The sequence below is a fragment of the Pseudomonas fluorescens genome, from assembly GCF_902497775.2.
GTDB lineage: Bacteria > Pseudomonadota > Gammaproteobacteria > Pseudomonadales > Pseudomonadaceae > Aquipseudomonas > Aquipseudomonas putida_F.
Map to the genome: position 1 here is coordinate 114,313 of NZ_OZ024668.1, position 16,038 is coordinate 130,350.

The following is a 16,038-nucleotide window of genomic DNA, read 5'->3' on the forward strand; positions in this document are numbered from 1 at the left end:
GTCGACTCGCTTATCCCAGTTGTGCCAGGGCCTGGCGGAAGGCCGGTGGCAGGTTGTCACCGAAACGCACCCGGCCGTCGGCCTGGGTGAAGATGCCCATGCGCGCCAGCCAGCCCTCGAACTCCGGTGCAGGCTTCAGGCCCAGGGTCTGGCGGGCGTAGAGCGCATCGTGGAATGAAGTGGTCTGGTAGTTGAGCATGATGTCGTCGGAGCCGGGGATGCCCATGATGAAGTTGATCCCGGCCACACCCAGCAGGGTCAGGAGCATGTCCATGTCGTCCTGGTCGGCTTCGGCATGGTTGGTGTAGCAGATGTCGCAACCCATGGGCACGCCGAGCAGCTTGCCGCAGAAGTGGTCCTCAAGCCCGGCGCGGATGATCTGCTTGCCGTTGTAGAGGTATTCCGGGCCGATGAAGCCGACCACGGTGTTGACCAGAAACGGCTTGAAGTGGCGAGCCACGGCGTAGGCGCGGGTTTCGCAGGTCTGCTGGTCGACGCCATGGTGGGCGTTGGCCGACAGGGCGCTGCCCTGGCCGGTCTCGAAGTACATCAGGTTCTGCCCGAGGGTGCCGCGATTGAGGCTCAGGCCGGCGTCGTAACCCTCCTTGAGCACGTTGAGATTGATGCCGAAGCTGGCGTTGGCCGCCTCGGTGCCGGCAATCGACTGAAATACCAGGTCCAGCGGCACGCCGCGGTTGATCGCTTCGATCGACGTGGTCACGTGAGTCAGCACGCAAGCCTGGGTGGGGATGTCGTAGCGCTGGATGATGGCGTCGAGCATCTCCAGCAGGGCGCAGATCGAGGCGATGCTGTCGGTAGCCGGGTTGATGCCGATCATCGCGTCGCCATTGCCGTACAGCAGGCCGTCGAGAATGCTCGCGGCAATGCCGGCCGGCTCGTCGGTGGGGTGGTTGGGTTGCAGGCGGGTCGACAGGCGCCCGCGCAGGCCCATGGTGCCGCGAAAACGGGTGACCACGCGGATTTTCTGCGCCACTAGCACCAGGTCCTGTACGCGCATGATCTTCGAAACGGCCGCGGCCATTTCCGGGGTCAGGCCCGGGGCCAGGGCGCGCAGGCTGTCTTCATCGGCCGCTTCGCTGAGCAGCCAGTCGCGCAAACCCCCCACGGTCAGGTGGCTGACGGCGGCAAAGGCGTTGGCATCGTGGGTGTCGATGATCAGTCGGGTGACTTCATCGTCTTCGTACGGGATCAGCGCTTCGCTCAAGAAGTGCTTGAGCGGGATGTCGGCCAGGGCCATCTGCGCCGCTACCCGTTCGCCGTCATTGCTGGCGGCGACGCCAGCGAGGAAGTCACCCGAGCGCGCCGGGCTGGCCTTTGCCATGACTTCCTTGAGGCTGTCGAAACGGTAGGTCTGGTTGCCGGCCGTGTGAACAAAACTTGCCATACAGAATCTCCAGAACGCCGCAGGGCTGGCCTGCGGCGTAGGTGGCGTTGATCAGTGCAGGGCCTCTTCGGCCTTCTGGATCGCGGCGAATTCTTCTTCCGGGGTCCCGGCGACCAGGTGGTGCCGGCTGTAGAAAGCAAAGTAGGCAATCAATACCGCATAAATCACTGCAGCGCCAATCACTACCCGTGGGTCGACCAAAAAGCCCGCCACGACCGCGATGCAGGCCAGCACCAGGGCCACGCCTGAGGTGAAGATGCCGCCGGGGGTGCGATACGGCCGTTCCATTTTCGGCCGGCGGATGCGCAGGGTGATGTGCGCGGCCATCATCAGTACATAAGACAGCGTAGCGCCGAACACCGCGACCAGGATCAGCAGGTCGCCCTGGCCGGTCAGCGACAGGCCGAAACCGATAATGCCGGGGATCACCAGGGCCAGTACTGGCGCCTTGCTCTTGTTGGTCTCTGACAGCTTGCGTGGCAGGTAGCCGGCACGGGACAAGGCAAAGATCTGCCGCGAATAGGCGTAGATGATCGAGAAAAAGCTGGCGATCAGGCCGGCCAGGCCCACCAGGTTGACGAAGCCACCCATCCAGGTCGAACCGCCGTAGGCTTTCGACAGTGCTTCAACCAGCGGGTTGCCCGACGCTTTCAGTGCTTCGGCCCCGGCGCCGCCAGGGCCGACCACCAGGATCAGCAGGGCGAAGGCCAGCAGCACCAGCATGGCGCCGATCAGGCCGCGGGGCAGGTCGCGTTTGGGGTTCTTGGTTTCTTCGGCAGCTAGCGGGACGCCTTCGACCGCGAGGAAGAACCAGATGGCGTAAGGGATCGCCGCCCACACCCCGACATAGCCAAACGGCAGGAAGCTGCTGGCGCCGACGGCGTCGGTCTGGGCGATGTCGAACAGGTTGTTGACGTCGAAGTGCGGCACCATCGCCACCAGGAACACACCCAGGGCAATGGCGGCCACGGCGGTGATGATGAACATCAGCTTGAGTGCTTCACCGACGCCAAAGATGTGGATGCCGATGAATATGATGTAGAAGGCCAGGTAGATTATCCAGCCGCCGATGCCGAACAGCGACTGGCAATAGGCGCCGATGAACACGGCAATGGCCGCCGGAGCAATCGCGTACTCGATGAGGATTGCCGTGCCGGTGAGAAACCCGCCCCAGGGCCCGAACGCGCTACGGGCAAAGCCGTAGCCGCCACCGGCGGTAGGGATCATCGACGACAGCTCCGCCAGCGAGAAGCACATGCACAGGTACATGGTCGCCATCAGCAAGGTGGCGAGGAACATGCCGCCCCAGCCGCCCTGGGCCAGGCCGAAGTTCCAGCCGGCATAGTCGCCGGAAATCACGTAGGCGACGCCCAGGCCCACCAGCAATACCCAGCCGGCGGCGCCCTTTTTCAGTTCACGTTGTTGGAAGTAGTCGGAGCCGACCTTTTCGAAGTCGACAGAAGAGCCTGCCGGCGCGCTGCCGGTATGATCGCTTGGCATAGGGTTCACCTGTTCTTTTTATCAATACCGGCGGGTGCCGGTTTGTCTGGTGATGGTCTTGCAGGAAGCGAGCCAGAGCGGCCCCGGGGTCAGAGCCGCCCTGTTGCTCGTTTAGAAGAAGCCCAGCGGGTTGATGTCGTAGCTGACCAGCAGGTTTTTGGTCTGCTGGTAGTGATCGAGCATCATCTTGTGGGTTTCACGGCCGACGCCGGACTTCTTGTAGCCCCCGAACGCGGCGTGGGCCGGGTACAGGTGGTAGCAGTTGGTCCAGACGCGACCGGCCTTGATACCGCGGCCCATGCGGTAGGCGCGGTTGATGTCGCGGGTCCAGACCCCAGCACCGAGGCCGAACTCGGTGTCGTTGGCAATCGCCAGGGCTTCGGCTTCGTCCTTGAAGGTGGTGATGCTCACCACCGGTCCGAAGATTTCTTCCTGGAATACGCGCATCTTGTTGGTGCCCTTGAGCAGGGTCGGCTGGATGTAGTAACCGGTCGACAGGCTGCCTTCGAGTTTTTCCACCTTGCCGCCGGTCAGCAGCTCGGCGCCTTCCTTCTCGGCGATTTCCAGGTACGAAAGGATCTTGTCGAACTGTTGCTCGGAGGCCTGGGCGCCGACCATGGTGTCGGTGTCCAGCGGGTCGCCGCGCTTGATCTGCTTGATCTTCTTCATCACCTCCTGCATGAACGCCGGGTAGATCGACTCCTGCACCAGGGCGCGGGACGGGCAGGTGCACACTTCACCCTGGTTGAAGAACGCCAGCACCAGGCCTTCGGCGGCTTTTTCGATGAAGCTCTGCTCGGCCTGCATGATGTCTTCGAAGAAGATGTTCGGCGACTTGCCGCCCAGCTCGACGGTGGACGGAATGATGTTCTCGGCGGCGCATTTCATGATGTGCGAGCCGACCGGGGTGGAACCGGTGAAGGCGATCTTGGCGATGCGCTTGCTGGTGGCCAGGGCCTCACCGGCTTCGCGGCCGTAGCCTTGCACCACGTTGAGCACGCCAGGGGGTAGCAGGTCGCCGATCACTTCCAGCAGCACGGTGATGCCCAGCGGGGTTTGCTCGGCGGGCTTGAGCACCACGCAGTTGCCGGCGGCCAGGGCCGGGGCGAGTTTCCAGGCGGCCATCAGGATCGGGAAGTTCCACGGGATGATCTGCCCGACCACGCCCAGCGGTTCATGGATGTGATAGGCCACGGTGTTGCCGTCGATCTCAGCGGCGCTGCCTTCCTGGGCGCGCAGGCAGCCGGCGAAGTAGCGGAAGTGGTCGGCTGCCAGCGGGATGTCGGCGTTGAGGGTTTCGCGGACGGCCTTGCCGTTGTCCCAGGTTTCGGTGATGGCCAGCAGTTCGAGGTTCTGTTCGATACGGTCGGCAATTTTCAGCAGGATCAGCGAGCGTGCCTGCACCGACGTCGTGCCCCAGGCATCAGCGGCGGCGTGGGCGGCATCCAGGGCTTTTTCGATGTCTTCGGCAGTCGAGCGCGGGAATTCGGCGATCAGTTGGCCGTTCACCGGCGAGGTGTTTTCGAAGTACTGGCCTTTGACTGGAGCGACGAACTCGCCACCGATGTAGTTCCCGTAACGGCTCTTGAAGGAAACCTTGGCGCCTTCGGTACCGGGATGTGCGTAACGCATGGTGTGTCTCCTGGCTATTGTGCTTGTTGGGGAGGATGTAAAGCATAGAGCAAGGGTTGGGCCAGTGTGGGCGGGCCCAGTTAAATCAAGGGCTTGCCAGGGTTTGGCGGGGGCTCAGGAGAGGGGCTGTAGCGGCTCCGGTACAGCCTGGGTGACACTTTGTACCGTTGTTGACACAAGGCGTGACCCGGCGGTCAAGCCAGCATTGCATTGCGCCGACGGGTGGAGGATGCTGGGCCTATCTCGTCTGCGGAGAACAATAAAAAGTGCAGAGCAATCACCTCAGCCGGCACGCCCGGCAAGTACTCACCGTGACTCAGGGCAAGGCCCTGGTACAGGGCCCTGGCAGCGATCCATCGATCGCCCGTTCCTGGCTGCGTTGCCTTGAGGACTATCACCTGGACCCGGCCCAGAGCATGGCCCCGACCGTGCTCGAACACGGCCGGGTGCTGGAAAGCCGTGAGCGCTTGCAGCAGGTGTTGCAGATCGCCGGCAACGAGATGAACAGCCTGCACCAGCAGCTTTCCGGCGCCGGTCATGCGGTATTGCTCACCGACGCTCGCGGGGTGATCCTCAATTGCGTCACCGCGCCTACCGAGCGGCGCATCTTCGAGCGTGCCGGGCTGTGGCTGGGTGCCGACTGGAGCGAGGCGCGCGAAGGCACCAACGGCATCGGTACCTGCCTGGTCGAACGTCAGGCAGTCACTATTCATCAGGATGAACACTTTCGTGGCCGGCATACCGGGCTGACCTGCTCGGCCAGCCCGGTGTTCGATCCACACGGTGAACTGCTGGCGGTGCTCGATGTGTCGTCTGCTCGCGCTGATGTCTCGCGCCAGAGCCAGTTCCACACCATGGCGCTGGTCAACCTCTCGGCGAAGATGATCGAGAGCTGTTATTTCCTGCGTTATTTCGAGAACCAGTACCTGCTGCGTTTCCACCTGCAGGCCGAATCGGTCGGGCTGTTCAGTGAGGGCTTGTTGGCCTTTGATGGCGACGGGCGGGTCTGCGCGGTCAACCAGAGTGCCTTGAACCTGCTGGGCACCATCCGTGGCGGCGTGCTCGGCAAGCCTGTGGACATGTTTTTCGATTGCGCCCAAAGCGAGCTGTTCGGCCGCGCCACGGCCCAGGCCAGCGCCACCTGGCCGCTGCGTACCCGCGATGGACGCTTGTTGTTCGCCAGTTTGCGTGGTCAGGTGCGTTCGGTGCCAGCGGTGGCGCCTGTTATTGCTCCGGTCAAAATCGCGCAGCCCGGGGGTATCTGTCTGGTCGATCCGGCCCTGCAGAACGATTTTCGCCGCGCCGTACGCGTATTCGAGCGTGATGTGCCGTTGCTGCTCAGGGGCGAGACTGGCTGCGGCAAGGAGGCCTTCGCCAAAGCCGTGCACCAGGCCAGTCAGCGCAACGGCAAAGCGTTTGTCGCCCTCAACTGTGCATCGATCCCCGAGAGCCTGATCGAGAGCGAGTTGTTTGGTTATCGCGGCGGCAGCTTTACCGGCGCGCGAAAGGAAGGCATGCGTGGCAAGTTGCAGCAGGCCGATGGCGGCACGCTGTTGCTCGACGAAATCGGCGACATGCCGCTGGCCCTGCAGACCCGTTTGCTCCGCGTGCTGGAAGACCGCATGGTTGTGCCCATCGGTGGCGAGCCGCAGGCGGTCAACGTCCGCATTATCAGCGCCAGCCACCGCAACCTGCTGGAGCGGGTCGAGGATGGCAGCTTCCGCGAAGACCTTTATTACCGCCTCAATGGCCTTGAGATCGACCTGCCGGCCTTGCGCGAGCGCAGCGACAAATCCCAGTTGCTCGATTTCATCCTGGCTGAAGAGGCCGGCGAGCAAGCGGTGAGCCTGGAGCCTGCGGCGCGCCGGGCGTTGCTCGACTTTGCCTGGCCAGGCAACGTGCGCCAGTTGCGCAACGTGATGCGCACCCTGGTGGCCCTGTGCGAAGACGGGCGCATCGAGTTTGCCGACTTGCCGGCGGTGGTGCGCCAGGCACCGCTACTTGGCAAAAACAATCCGCCTGTGGATAACCCCGCGCCGCCGCTGGACAGCGCCGAGCGCAACGCCTTGCTGACGGTACTCGAGCAACACCGCTGGCACATGACCCATGTCGCGGCGCAGTTGGGGGTCAGCCGCAATACCTTGTATCGAAAACTTCGCAAACACGGCATCGCCCGGGACGCCTGAGCGAAACACAGGATGCGATTTTTCGCGCCCTAGGCTACCCTGCCTCGACGTTTTGCGAGGTCGATCATGCACATTCATATTCTCGGTATTTGCGGCACTTTCATGGGTTCGCTGGCGGTGCTGGCCAAAGAGCTTGGCCATCGCGTCACTGGCTCCGATGCCAACGTCTACCCACCGATGAGCACCCAGCTCGAGGCCCAGGGCATCGAGCTGACCCAGGGCTATGACGCCGCCCAGCTGGAACCGGCACCCGACCTGGTGGTGATCGGCAACGCCCTGTCGCGGGGCAACCCGGCAGTGGAGTACTTACTGAACAAGGGCCTGCCCTATGTGTCGGGCCCGCAGTGGCTGGCCGACCATGTGCTGCAGGGCCGCTGGGTGCTGGCGGTTGCCGGTACCCATGGCAAGACCACCACCAGCAGCATGCTCGCCTGGGTGCTGGAGCACGGGGGCATGAGCCCGGGCTTTTTGATCGGCGGCGTGCCGCAGAATTTTTCGGTGTCGGCACGTCTGGGCGGCACGCCGTTCTTCGTGGTCGAGGCCGACGAATACGACAGCGCCTTCTTCGACAAGCGCTCGAAGTTCGTTCATTACCGCCCTCGCACCGCGATCCTCAATAACCTTGAGTTCGATCATGCGGATATCTTCCCAGACCTGGCCGCGATCGAGCGGCAGTTCCATCACTTGGTGCGGACCATTCCAAGCGAAGGCCTGGTGATTCATCCAACCACCGAGCCAGCGCTGGAGCGGGTGATCAAGATGGGTTGCTGGACGCCGGTGCAAACCACTGGTGAAGGCGGGCAGTGGCAGGTCAAGCTGCTCAGCGCCGATGGTTCGCGTTTCGAAGTCAGCTTCGAAGGCGAAACCCAGGGCGTGGTCGAGTGGGAGCTGACCGGTCAGCACAACGTCGCCAACGCCTTGGCCACCCTGGCAGCCGCGCGCCATGTCGGCGTGGTGCCGGCCATGGGCATCGCGGCACTGAGCGCGTTCAAGAGCGTCAAACGCCGGATGGAAAAGGTCGCTGAAGTACAGGGCGTGACCATCTATGACGATTTCGCTCACCACCCGACTGCCATCGCCACCACCCTCGACGGCCTGCGCAAGCGTATTGGCGATGCGCCGCTGATCGCCGTGATCGAGCCGCGCTCCAACTCGATGAAACTCGGTGCCCACCGCGATGGCCTGCCCGAGAGCGTCAACGATGCCGACCAGGTGATCTGGTACGCCCCGCCGAACCTGGGCTGGGACCTGGCCGCCACGGCGGCCGAGTGCAAGGTACCTGCTGTGGTCGCAGACAGCCTTGAAGCGATCATCGAACGGGTCAAGAGCCAGGCCAAGCCCGGCACCCAGGTGGTGATCATGAGCAACGGCGGCTTTGGCGGGCTGCACGGCAAGCTGGCCGAGGCGCTGAAATGAGCGGGCCGCAACGCATTACCCTGGCCATGACCGGGGCTTCGGGGGCGCAGTACGGGCTGCGCCTGCTCGATTGCCTGGTGCGCGAAGACCGCGAGGTGCATTTTCTGATCTCCAAGGCCGCGCAACTGGTAATGGCCACCGAGACTGATGTGTTGCTGCCGGCCAAACCGCAAGCCATGCAAGCCTTCCTCACTGAGTACACCGGCGCTGCGGCCGGGCAGATTCGTGTGTATGGCAAAGAAGACTGGATGTCGCCAGTGGCCTCGGGATCGGGCGCGCCGGCGGCGATGGTGGTGGTGCCGTGCTCTACCGGCACCTTGTCGGCGATCGCCACCGGCGCCTGCAACAACCTGATCGAGCGGGCTGCGGACGTTACCTTGAAGGAGCGTCGGCAGTTGATCCTGGTACCGCGCGAAGCGCCGTTCTCGACCATTCACCTGGAAAACATGCTCAAGCTGTCGAACATGGGTGCGGTGATCCTGCCGGCGGCGCCGGGGTTCTATCATCAGCCGCAGACCATCGATGACCTGATCGACTTCGTCGTCGCACGGATTCTCAACCTGCTGGATATCCCCCAGGACATGCTGCCGCGTTGGGGCGAGCATCATTTCGGCGCCGATGAATGAAGCGACTGCTTGGCGTGATGGTGCTGTGCTTGATCGCTAGCGGTTGTGCCAGTGTACGTACCCTGGATGCGGCCAAGCCGGGGGCGCCGGTGGTTTACGCAGGTACGCGCCTTGATTTGTATGCCATGCAGGGTGGCTGTTGCGCCATGGATCGCTTTGGGGCGCAGGCACCGAAGTATCCTGGCTGGGACCTGCCGGGCAGTGCCTTGCTCGATACCTTGTTGCTACCGTTGTCGGTGTTGACCGCGTTGGGGGTTGGGTTTCAGGCGACTGGCGGGTTGTAGCGACTGGACCCATCGCGGGGCAAGCCCGCTCCCACGCAGTGGACTGTGGGAGCGGGCTTGCCCCGCGATTGTTATCTGCCCAACCTGCGCAGTTCATCCGACTCGACGATCCGAATCCCGTCCTGCTCTTCCAGCGCCAGACGCCACAGCGCCCGCGCCAGCTGGCACGCCTCGATCCCCCGATACTTGCCCGGAATCAACTTCGACAGCGGCCCGGCCAGCCTCTCCGACAGCCGCGGTTCGACGCGATCGCCCAGCAGTAACGACGGCCGGGCAATGGTCAATTGCGGCCAGTCCTGGGCCTTCAATGCAGCCTCCATTTCACCTTTGACCCGGTTGTAGAAGATCGGCGATCTGCGGTCGGCGCCCAGGGCGCTGACCACCAGCAGATGCCGTGCGCCCATTTCCCGGGCGCGTTTGCCGAAGGCGACGACCATGTCCAGGTCGACGGCGCGAAAGGCCGGCTCCGATCCGGCCTGCTTGATGGTGGTGCCCAGGCAGCAGAAGGCGATATCGACACGACCCGCCAGTTGCGGGAGGAATACCGCCGGGTCACCCACCGGGTTTTCCAGGTGCGGGTGTTCGGCCAGAGGGCGACGGGTTGGGGCCAATACGCGGCTGACGGTAGGCTCGTTGAGCAGCCGATCAAGTAAATGTTCACCGGTAAGACCGGTGGCTCCGGCAAGCAGGATGTGCTGAGGCGTCAAGTACATGATGTCTCTCCCTTGATACAGTCAGCTTAGTGGTTGCTCGCATTTTTTGCATGTTCACTTGATTGGCCCTCAGCACTTTGCAACGCCTTGCGTGCTTGCTGCTGGCGCAGTCGCTTCCAGTGCTCTAAGACTGCTTTGGGCGCCCAGATCTGCGGCTCGGAGGCGTCAAAGCCTTCAATCGACTCGCGTTCGGCGACGGCGGCCGTGGCTCGGGCGAATGCCTGTTGCAGATCATCGGTCTGGTTCAGGGCCTGGGCGAACAAGGCATCACCGAAATAGGTGAAATCGGCTTCTTCCGAGCAGCCGAACGACACACGGTCGGCACGCGAGGCGGTCATGATCAAGGTCCTGTCGTCCTTGAGCGGGGCGATATAGCCGCCGGAATAGCAGGCCGAGATGACAATAATCTTGTCGCGGTCTTTCAGTGGCGCGAGGGTTGTGGCCAGGGCATCGGCGGGCAGATCAGCCAGCTGCAGGCGCGGCTGGTCGAGGACCAGTTCATGCTCGTGGCTGCCGTGGCTGGTCAGGTAGATGAACACCAGGTCTTCCGGGCCGCTGCGCTCTGCCAGAGTGCGCACCGCGCGGGCGAGGTTCTCGCGGGTGGCCATGGGCCGGTCGGCGAGGTGGTCGCGGTGGTTGACCAGGTTGATCTGGCCCACCGCACCAAAGCGGCTCTTGAGCATGTTGCTGACATAATCGGCTTCGCGCAGGAACACGCTCTGCTTGCCATCGCCGCCAAGGGCCAGGCTGTAGAGTTCGATTTCCGGGGTCGAGGCTGGCACCTTGGCCAGCGCCTGGTCGAGCAGGTTGCCCTGGTTGAGCAGGGCCAGTTCCAGCGGGTCGGGCAACAGCTTGCCGTGCTCGTCGCGCACGCGCTGGCCGCTGAGCCACAGGCCGCTCTCACTGCGCCCGTCGACCAGGGTCAGGCGGCCATTGCCCTGGTAGGTGTCGTTTTCGAAGCCGCCGACATAGACGCTGCCATCCGGCAACTGCAGGCGGCCGTTACCGGAAAAGCGCCAGTCACGAAAGTTGCCCTTGTAGTGGCTGCCGTCACTGCCGATCAGCTCGCCCTTGCCGCTGAGCGAGCCATCCTTGAACTGGCCGATCCACACGTCGCCGTCAGCGTTTTCGTAGCGGCCGCGACCTTCCAGGCGGTTGTCGTGAAAGGCGCCGATGTATTGATCGCCCTCGGCGCTATTGAATGTGCCACTGCCTTCAAGCTGGCCGTTGACGAAATGGCCGCTGAACTGGTTGCCGCTGGCATCGCTGCGAATGCCTTCGCCATTGGGTTTGCCTCGGGTGAACAGGCCCTGGTACTGGCTGCCGTCAGCTAGTTCGAGATGGCCGGCGCCGTTGTACTGGTCGTCCTTGAATTGGCCGCGGTAGAGCAGGCCGGGCTCTTTCAAGGTGCCTTCGCCATCGCGCCGACCCAGCTTGAAGCCGCCGGTGTAGCTGCTGCCTGGCGTCTTCAGGGTGCCCAGGCCGTGGAACAGGCCCTGCTGGAACTGGCCGCGGTAAACCTCGCCATTGCTGCCGTGCCACTCGCCCTGACCCTGCCACTGGCCATTGAGGAAGTTGCCCTGGTACCAGCTGCCATTGGGGTAGTCGATACGCCCGGCACCTTGCAACAGTCCATCGACCACTTCGCCACGATAGCGGCCGCCATCGGGCAGGCGCGCATCAGGGGGCGACAACGGTTCGCCATCACCGCAAGCGGCCAATAGCAGGGTCAGGGCAAGAGGAACGAGTGGGCGCATGGCGGGGTCCGGACGAGTGAGGCCCCGAGTATGCCGCAGAATGCGGCGGGTGAAACAGTCGCCAGGACGGTTTCACCCAATGCCTGGATCAGACGAAGCAGAGCGACAGCGGTTCGGCGATGTAGGCGGGTTTTTCCTGGCCTTCGATTTCCAGGGTAGCGGTGGCCTTGAGCAGCCATTGCCCGGGCTTTTTCTCGGTGACGTCAGTCAGCTCGACTTTCAGCCGCACCTTGCTGTCGACTTTGACCGGCTGGATGAAGCGCACACTGTCCAGGCCATAGTTGACGACCATTTTCAGGCCTTCGGGCATGACCAGAATGTCCTCCATCAACTTGGGGATCAGCGACAGGGTGAGAAAGCCGTGAGCGATGGTGCTGCCAAATGGCGTTTTTGCCGCCTTCACCGGATCGACATGGATGAACTGAAAGTCGCCGGTTGCCTCGGCAAACAGGTTGATGCGTTGTTGATCGATGGTCAGCCATTCGGAACATCCCAGTTCCTTTCCAACGTACTGCGAAAGCTCTGCAACAGGTACATAGGGCATTGTGACTCTCCAGATTGTCTTTGGTTTTCTTATGACTTCGGCAGATTCGAAAGTCTAAGATCAGCACGCTCGCTGGATGCGGTCAAGTCGGCGAATATCGGCTTATAGCGCGGTCGTTAGCGTGCTTATAATGGCCGCCAGGCTTCAAGGAGATGCTTATGCTGTTGCGTGGTTTGACCTGGCTGGTGCTGTTCCAGTTGCTCGGAACGGCAATCAATCACCTGTTGGTGCCGATCCTGCCCGGGCCGATCATCGGCCTGCTGTTGCTGCTGGTGTACCTGATGCTGCGCGGCGAGGTGGGCGCGCCCCTGAGCGAGGCGGCCAACAGCCTGCTGCGCTACCTGCCACTGCTGCTGGTGCCGCCGGCGGTGGGGGTGATGGTCTACGCCGCGGATATCGCCGCGGACTTCTGGGCCATCGTCGGTGCCCTGGTGCTGTCGGCGCTGCTCACGCTGGTGTTCGTCGGTGTGCTGATGCACAAGCTGATGGCCCGCCAGGGCAGCCATGAGGAGCAGCCATGAGCCTGGACTGGAGCGGCGCCGTCAATGCCGTCATTCACCATCCGCTGTTCGGCATCGGCATCACCCTGGGCGCCTACCAACTGGTGCTGGCGGCCTACGAGAAAACCCGCTGGATCTTCCTGCAGCCGGTACTGGTGTCGATGCTGGTGGTCATTGGCGTACTGCTCACCTGCGGCCTGACCTACAGCGAGTACCGCAAAAGCACCGAGATCATGAACATTCTCCTGGGCCCGGCGACCGTGGCCCTGGCGGTACCGCTCTATCTCAACCTGCGGCGCATTCGCCAGCTGTTCTGGCCGACCTTTACTACGCTGGTAATCGGAGGGGTGTTCGCCACGGGTGCCTGCTTGTTGCTGGGCTGGTGGTTCGGCGCCGAGCACATGATCCTGATGACCATGGCACCCAAGTCGGTGACTTCGCCGATTGCCATGCTGGTGGCCGAGCAGATTGGCGGCGTGGCCGCGCTGGCGGCGGTGTTCGTCCTGATCACCGGAGTGATCGGGGCGATTTTCGGCCCGGCGCTGTTGTCGCGTTGTGGTGTGCACAGCCCGGAAGCGCGTGGCATGGCTCTGGGCGTGACGGCGCATGCGGTGGGCACTTCGGTAGCACTGCAGGAAAGTGAAGAGTGCGGGGCCTTCGCGGCCCTGGCGATGAGCCTGATGGGGGTTGCCACGGCGGTATTCCTGCCACTGGCGGTTAGCCTGGTTGCTTGAGGAGTTGCAATGACGTTACCCCTGTTTCCGCTCAATACCGTGCTGTTCCCGGGCTGCTTTCTCGATTTGCAGATCTTCGAGGCGCGCTACCTGGACATGATCGGCCGCATCATGAAACAGGGCGGCGGCTTTGGCGTGGTGTGCATCCTCGAAGGCGAACAGGTGGGCGCTGCGCCCAGCGGTTTCTCGCCGATCGGCTGTGAGGCGGTGATTCGCGATTTCCAGCAGCAGGACAACGGCCTGTTGGGGATTCGGGTCGAGGGCACCCGGCGCTTTCGCGTCGGGCCGTTCGAGGTGCAGAAGGACCAGTTGCTGGTGGCTGATGTGTCCTGGTTGCCGGAACTTGCCGACGAGCCACTGGAAGATGACCATCACGACTTGCTGGCGCTGCTGCAGGCCCTGGGTGAGCACCCGATGGTCGAAGCCCTGGGCATGCCGGTGACGGTGGGCGGGCAGCAGGCGCTGGCCAACCAGCTCGCCTATCTGCTGCCGTTCGTTGAAGAAGACAAGCTCGACCTGCTGGCCATCGACTCACCACACAAACGCCTGGAGGCTATCCAGGCGCTGCTCGATCGACTGCAGGGCGAACTGTTTGCCTGAGCTGTCAGTACTGGTAGCGCAGCAGGGCGTGTGGCAATGAGTGCAAAGCGAAAAACGCCAGCAAGGCAACGCAGGCCGGCAGAATCAACCACCAGACCTTCAGCGGCAGGGCGGTGAGCGGTTGGCGATACTGGGTCAGGGTCAGGCTGGTAGCGCACACGCCGCAGGCGAGCATGGCGCCGGCGAGGATGTCGGTCGGCCAGTGCGCCCCCAGGTATACCCGTGACAGGGCAATCGACAGCGCCGGGATGCAGCCCAGCATAATCCAGGTCAGGCGCATGCGCGGCGGCTGCCCGCGCCCGGCCAGCACGGCCAGTACCAGAAAGAACGCAAACGATGCCGAGCTGTGGCCGCTGGGCATGCTGTAGGTGGTCAGCGGGTCGGTCAGCACCTCCGGGCGCGCTCGGGCAAACAGCCATTTGAGGCTGCCATTGGCCAGAGCCGTGCCGATCAGGGTGCTGCCGGCGAAAATCGCCGGGCGCCATTGCCGGGCCAGCAGCAACAGGCCGGTGAGCAGGCCGCCGAGGAAGAACTGGGTACGGAAGTCGCCGAGGCGGGTGATCAGCACTACGGTGCCATCGATGGCGCGGTTGCGGTTTTCCTGGATCAGGGTCATCAGGCCCTGGTCGAACTGGGTCAGGTACGGCCAGCCGAGAAACAGCCCGATCAAGGCCAGCAGGCTCATCCCGGCAATCAGCCGGGTGCCGCGACGCATGCTGCGCAGGCTGCTGTTGACGCTGAGGCCGATCAGCACCGCCAGGCCGCCCATCACCACCCCCGCCTGTGGCCAGAAACCCTCCGGCAACGGCAGGCGCATGGCCGCGCCGGTGGCCCAGCCCGGCAGCAGGTAGGCCACCGCCCAGCCAGCGCCGGCCAGCAGGCTGACGGCGATAAAGCGCGGCAGCGGCATGTCGAACATGCCGGCGACCATCGGCAGCATCGGTCGCAGCGGGCCGATGAAGCGCCCGACCAGCAGGCTGGCGATGCCGTAGCGCTGGAAGTAGGTCTCGGCGCTGCCGATCCACTCAGGGTGGTGGCGCAGCAGCGGCAAGCGGCGGATGTTCTGGTGAAAGCGCCGGCCCAAGGTGTAGGAGATCGCATCGCCGAGCAAGCCACCGGCAAAACCCAGCAACAAGGTTTCGCCCAGGCTTAGTGCGCCGCTGCCGGCCAGTACCGCGACGGCGAACAGCAGAACGGTGCCGGGGACGATGATCCCGGCAATCGCCAGGCATTCCACGCAGGCCACCAGAAAAATTGCCAAGCCCAGCCACTGCGGGTTGGCGCTGAGCCAGGTGGTCATGCTGTCGAGCCATGGGCCCATCGTGTCAGTTTCCTTGTGTCAGTAAAAAGTAGTCCCGGCCTTCGACTTGACCCCGGCGCAGCGGGTTCCGTGTGCAATGGCGGGTGAAGTCGGCGTCGACGAAACGGTAGGGCAGATGTTCATCGCGGCCGTGGGGAATCCCCAAGCGGGTGGTCTGGATAATTTGTTTCACGTTGATACCGCAGTCTTCGACAAACAGTTGCTCGGCATCGAAGCGTTTACCGTCCCAATGCGGCACTTTCAGGCCCAGGGCCTTGCACAGCAGGGTCTGGCCGGCGCAGAGGCGTTCGGGCGGGCGCGGCTGGCCGTTGGCGTCGGGGTTGTTCAGTTGCATTTGCGCCAGGCTGTTGGTGTCCGACAGGGCGTCGACAAACGGATAGGCCGATTTGATCAGCACGGCGTTGCCAGGGCCGTGAGCGCTGAAGTTCAGCGAGTCGCCACCGCGGGCGTAGTACATGTAGATGTGCCCGCCGTCGAGGAACAGCGCCCGGCGTTTCTCGGTGTAGCCAAGCGAGGCGTGGCTGCCCTTGTCGGTGAGGTAGTAGGCCTCGGTCTCGATGATCCGTGCCGCCAGCCAGTAGGGGCCGTGGCGGTGGCGGATGACCTTGCCCAGCAGAGCCCTGGCCAGTTCGCCGGCGTCGCGGTCGAAAAAGCTGTCAGGCAGGGCCTTGAGCGGGCAGGGGGCGGAGTCGGGCATACGGGCAGGTTCGCGGGTGGACAGGTGGGCGATGATAGCAATTTCTGCCTTAACCAACCCTGAATGGTCATTATGGAGTGGGGAAGCGGCACTCTTTTCGACCATCCGCCTGTCACCGCTGGG

General features: G+C 63.5%; 15 protein-coding genes. 7 read left to right on the forward strand and 8 right to left on the reverse strand.

What is annotated here, in order from left to right:
* Positions 1-10 precede the first annotated feature (10 nt).
* The 3 genes from F8N82_RS00615 to exaC form a co-directional block, all read right to left on the reverse strand.
* Positions 11-1,405 (reverse strand): ethanolamine ammonia-lyase subunit EutB, encoded by a 1,395-nt coding sequence (locus F8N82_RS00615; protein WP_038998566.1) that lies wholly within the window; start codon positions 1,403-1,405, stop codon positions 11-13.
* 51 nt (positions 1,406-1,456) lie between these two features.
* Positions 1,457-2,905 (reverse strand): ethanolamine permease, encoded by a 1,449-nt coding sequence (eat, locus tag F8N82_RS00620; protein WP_038998567.1) that lies wholly within the window; start codon positions 2,903-2,905, stop codon positions 1,457-1,459.
* A 111-nt stretch (positions 2,906-3,016) separates the two neighbouring features.
* A complete protein-coding gene (gene exaC / locus F8N82_RS00625; protein WP_038998568.1) occupies positions 3,017-4,537 on the reverse strand; it encodes an acetaldehyde dehydrogenase ExaC in 1,521 nt (506 codons plus the stop codon).
* A gap of 266 nt (positions 4,538-4,803) precedes the next feature.
* On the opposite strand from exaC, the gene F8N82_RS00630 reads away from it, so the two are divergent.
* The 4 genes from F8N82_RS00630 (at position 4,804) to F8N82_RS00645 (ending at position 9,049) form a co-directional block, all read left to right on the forward strand.
* Positions 4,804-6,723 (forward strand): sigma-54-dependent Fis family transcriptional regulator, encoded by a 1,920-nt coding sequence (locus F8N82_RS00630; protein WP_038998569.1) that lies wholly within the window; start codon positions 4,804-4,806, stop codon positions 6,721-6,723.
* Between the two features lie 66 nt (positions 6,724-6,789).
* Positions 6,790-8,139, forward strand: coding sequence for a UDP-N-acetylmuramate:L-alanyl-gamma-D-glutamyl-meso-diaminopimelate ligase (gene mpl / locus F8N82_RS00635; protein WP_038998570.1), 1,350 nt, complete (start codon positions 6,790-6,792; stop codon positions 8,137-8,139).
* Positions 8,136-8,765: a flavin prenyltransferase UbiX gene (gene ubiX, locus F8N82_RS00640; protein WP_038998571.1), complete on the forward strand. Its 630-nt coding sequence runs from the start codon at positions 8,136-8,138 to the stop codon at positions 8,763-8,765. The genes mpl and ubiX overlap by 4 nt, the downstream gene beginning before the upstream one ends.
* Positions 8,762-9,049, forward strand: coding sequence for a YceK/YidQ family lipoprotein (locus F8N82_RS00645; RefSeq protein WP_038998572.1), 288 nt, complete (start codon positions 8,762-8,764; stop codon positions 9,047-9,049). Before ubiX ends, F8N82_RS00645 begins: the two co-directional genes overlap by 4 nt.
* A gap of 71 nt (positions 9,050-9,120) precedes the next feature.
* Here F8N82_RS00645 and F8N82_RS00650 read toward each other — a convergent pair whose 3' ends face one another.
* The 3 genes from F8N82_RS00650 to F8N82_RS00660 all read right to left on the reverse strand — a co-directional run bounded on the left by F8N82_RS00650 (position 9,121) and on the right by F8N82_RS00660 (position 12,063).
* A complete protein-coding gene (locus F8N82_RS00650) occupies positions 9,121-9,762 on the reverse strand; it encodes an oxidoreductase (RefSeq protein ID WP_038998573.1) in 642 nt (213 codons plus the stop codon).
* A gap of 26 nt (positions 9,763-9,788) precedes the next feature.
* Entirely contained in the window at positions 9,789-11,519 is a 1,731-nt protein-coding gene (locus F8N82_RS00655) for a C13 family peptidase (protein ID WP_038998574.1), read from the reverse strand.
* A gap of 88 nt (positions 11,520-11,607) precedes the next feature.
* The gene (locus F8N82_RS00660; protein WP_038998575.1) at positions 11,608-12,063 is read right to left on the reverse strand and encodes a MaoC family dehydratase; all 456 of its coding nucleotides are present in this window, start codon (positions 12,061-12,063) and stop codon (positions 11,608-11,610) included.
* Positions 12,064-12,221: 158 nt separating this feature from the next.
* Here F8N82_RS00660 and F8N82_RS00665 point away from each other — a divergent pair, with 158 nt between their 5' ends.
* From F8N82_RS00665 to F8N82_RS00675, 3 genes are read left to right on the forward strand one after another with little or no spacing between them, the layout of a single operon-like run.
* The gene (locus F8N82_RS00665) at positions 12,222-12,584 is read left to right on the forward strand and encodes a CidA/LrgA family protein (protein ID WP_038998577.1); all 363 of its coding nucleotides are present in this window, start codon (positions 12,222-12,224) and stop codon (positions 12,582-12,584) included.
* Positions 12,581-13,297: an LrgB family protein gene (locus F8N82_RS00670; RefSeq protein WP_038998578.1), complete on the forward strand. Its 717-nt coding sequence runs from the start codon at positions 12,581-12,583 to the stop codon at positions 13,295-13,297. The genes F8N82_RS00665 and F8N82_RS00670 overlap by 4 nt, the downstream gene beginning before the upstream one ends.
* Positions 13,298-13,306: 9 nt before the next feature.
* Complete coding sequence (locus F8N82_RS00675) at positions 13,307-13,897, forward strand: LON peptidase substrate-binding domain-containing protein (RefSeq protein ID WP_038998580.1); 591 nt, start codon at positions 13,307-13,309, stop codon at positions 13,895-13,897.
* 4 nt (positions 13,898-13,901) lie between these two features.
* Here the strand turns inward: F8N82_RS00675 and F8N82_RS00680 are convergent, their stop codons facing one another.
* Positions 13,902-15,218 (reverse strand): bifunctional DedA family/phosphatase PAP2 family protein, encoded by a 1,317-nt coding sequence (locus F8N82_RS00680; protein ID WP_038998581.1) that lies wholly within the window; start codon positions 15,216-15,218, stop codon positions 13,902-13,904.
* Positions 15,219-15,222: 4 nt separating this feature from the next.
* Positions 15,223-15,915 (reverse strand): DNA-3-methyladenine glycosylase, encoded by a 693-nt coding sequence (locus F8N82_RS00685; RefSeq protein ID WP_038999702.1) that lies wholly within the window; start codon positions 15,913-15,915, stop codon positions 15,223-15,225.
* Between the last annotated feature and the right edge of the window lie 123 nt (positions 15,916-16,038).

Coding starts and splice junctions, on each gene's coding strand:
- F8N82_RS00615 (WP_038998566.1), bottom strand. CDS start 1,405: ATGGCAAGTTTTGTTCACACGGCCGGCAACCAGACCTACCGTTTCGAC.
- eat (WP_038998567.1), bottom strand. CDS start 2,905: ATGCCAAGCGATCATACCGGCAGCGCGCCGGCAGGCTCTTCTGTCGAC.
- exaC (WP_038998568.1), bottom strand. CDS start 4,537: ATGCGTTACGCACATCCCGGTACCGAAGGCGCCAAGGTTTCCTTCAAG.
- mpl (WP_038998570.1), top strand. CDS start 6,790: ATGCACATTCATATTCTCGGTATTTGCGGCACTTTCATGGGTTCGCTG.
- ubiX (WP_038998571.1), top strand. CDS start 8,136: ATGAGCGGGCCGCAACGCATTACCCTGGCCATGACCGGGGCTTCGGGG.
- F8N82_RS00645 (WP_038998572.1), top strand. CDS start 8,762: ATGAAGCGACTGCTTGGCGTGATGGTGCTGTGCTTGATCGCTAGCGGT.
- F8N82_RS00650 (WP_038998573.1), bottom strand. CDS start 9,762: ATGTACTTGACGCCTCAGCACATCCTGCTTGCCGGAGCCACCGGTCTT.
- F8N82_RS00655 (WP_038998574.1), bottom strand. CDS start 11,519: ATGCGCCCACTCGTTCCTCTTGCCCTGACCCTGCTATTGGCCGCTTGC.
- F8N82_RS00660 (WP_038998575.1), bottom strand. CDS start 12,063: ATGCCCTATGTACCTGTTGCAGAGCTTTCGCAGTACGTTGGAAAGGAA.
- F8N82_RS00665 (WP_038998577.1), top strand. CDS start 12,222: ATGCTGTTGCGTGGTTTGACCTGGCTGGTGCTGTTCCAGTTGCTCGGA.
- F8N82_RS00670 (WP_038998578.1), top strand. CDS start 12,581: ATGAGCCTGGACTGGAGCGGCGCCGTCAATGCCGTCATTCACCATCCG.
- F8N82_RS00675 (WP_038998580.1), top strand. CDS start 13,307: ATGACGTTACCCCTGTTTCCGCTCAATACCGTGCTGTTCCCGGGCTGC.
- F8N82_RS00680 (WP_038998581.1), bottom strand. CDS start 15,218: ATGGGCCCATGGCTCGACAGCATGACCACCTGGCTCAGCGCCAACCCG.
- F8N82_RS00685 (WP_038999702.1), bottom strand. CDS start 15,915: ATGCCCGACTCCGCCCCCTGCCCGCTCAAGGCCCTGCCTGACAGCTTT.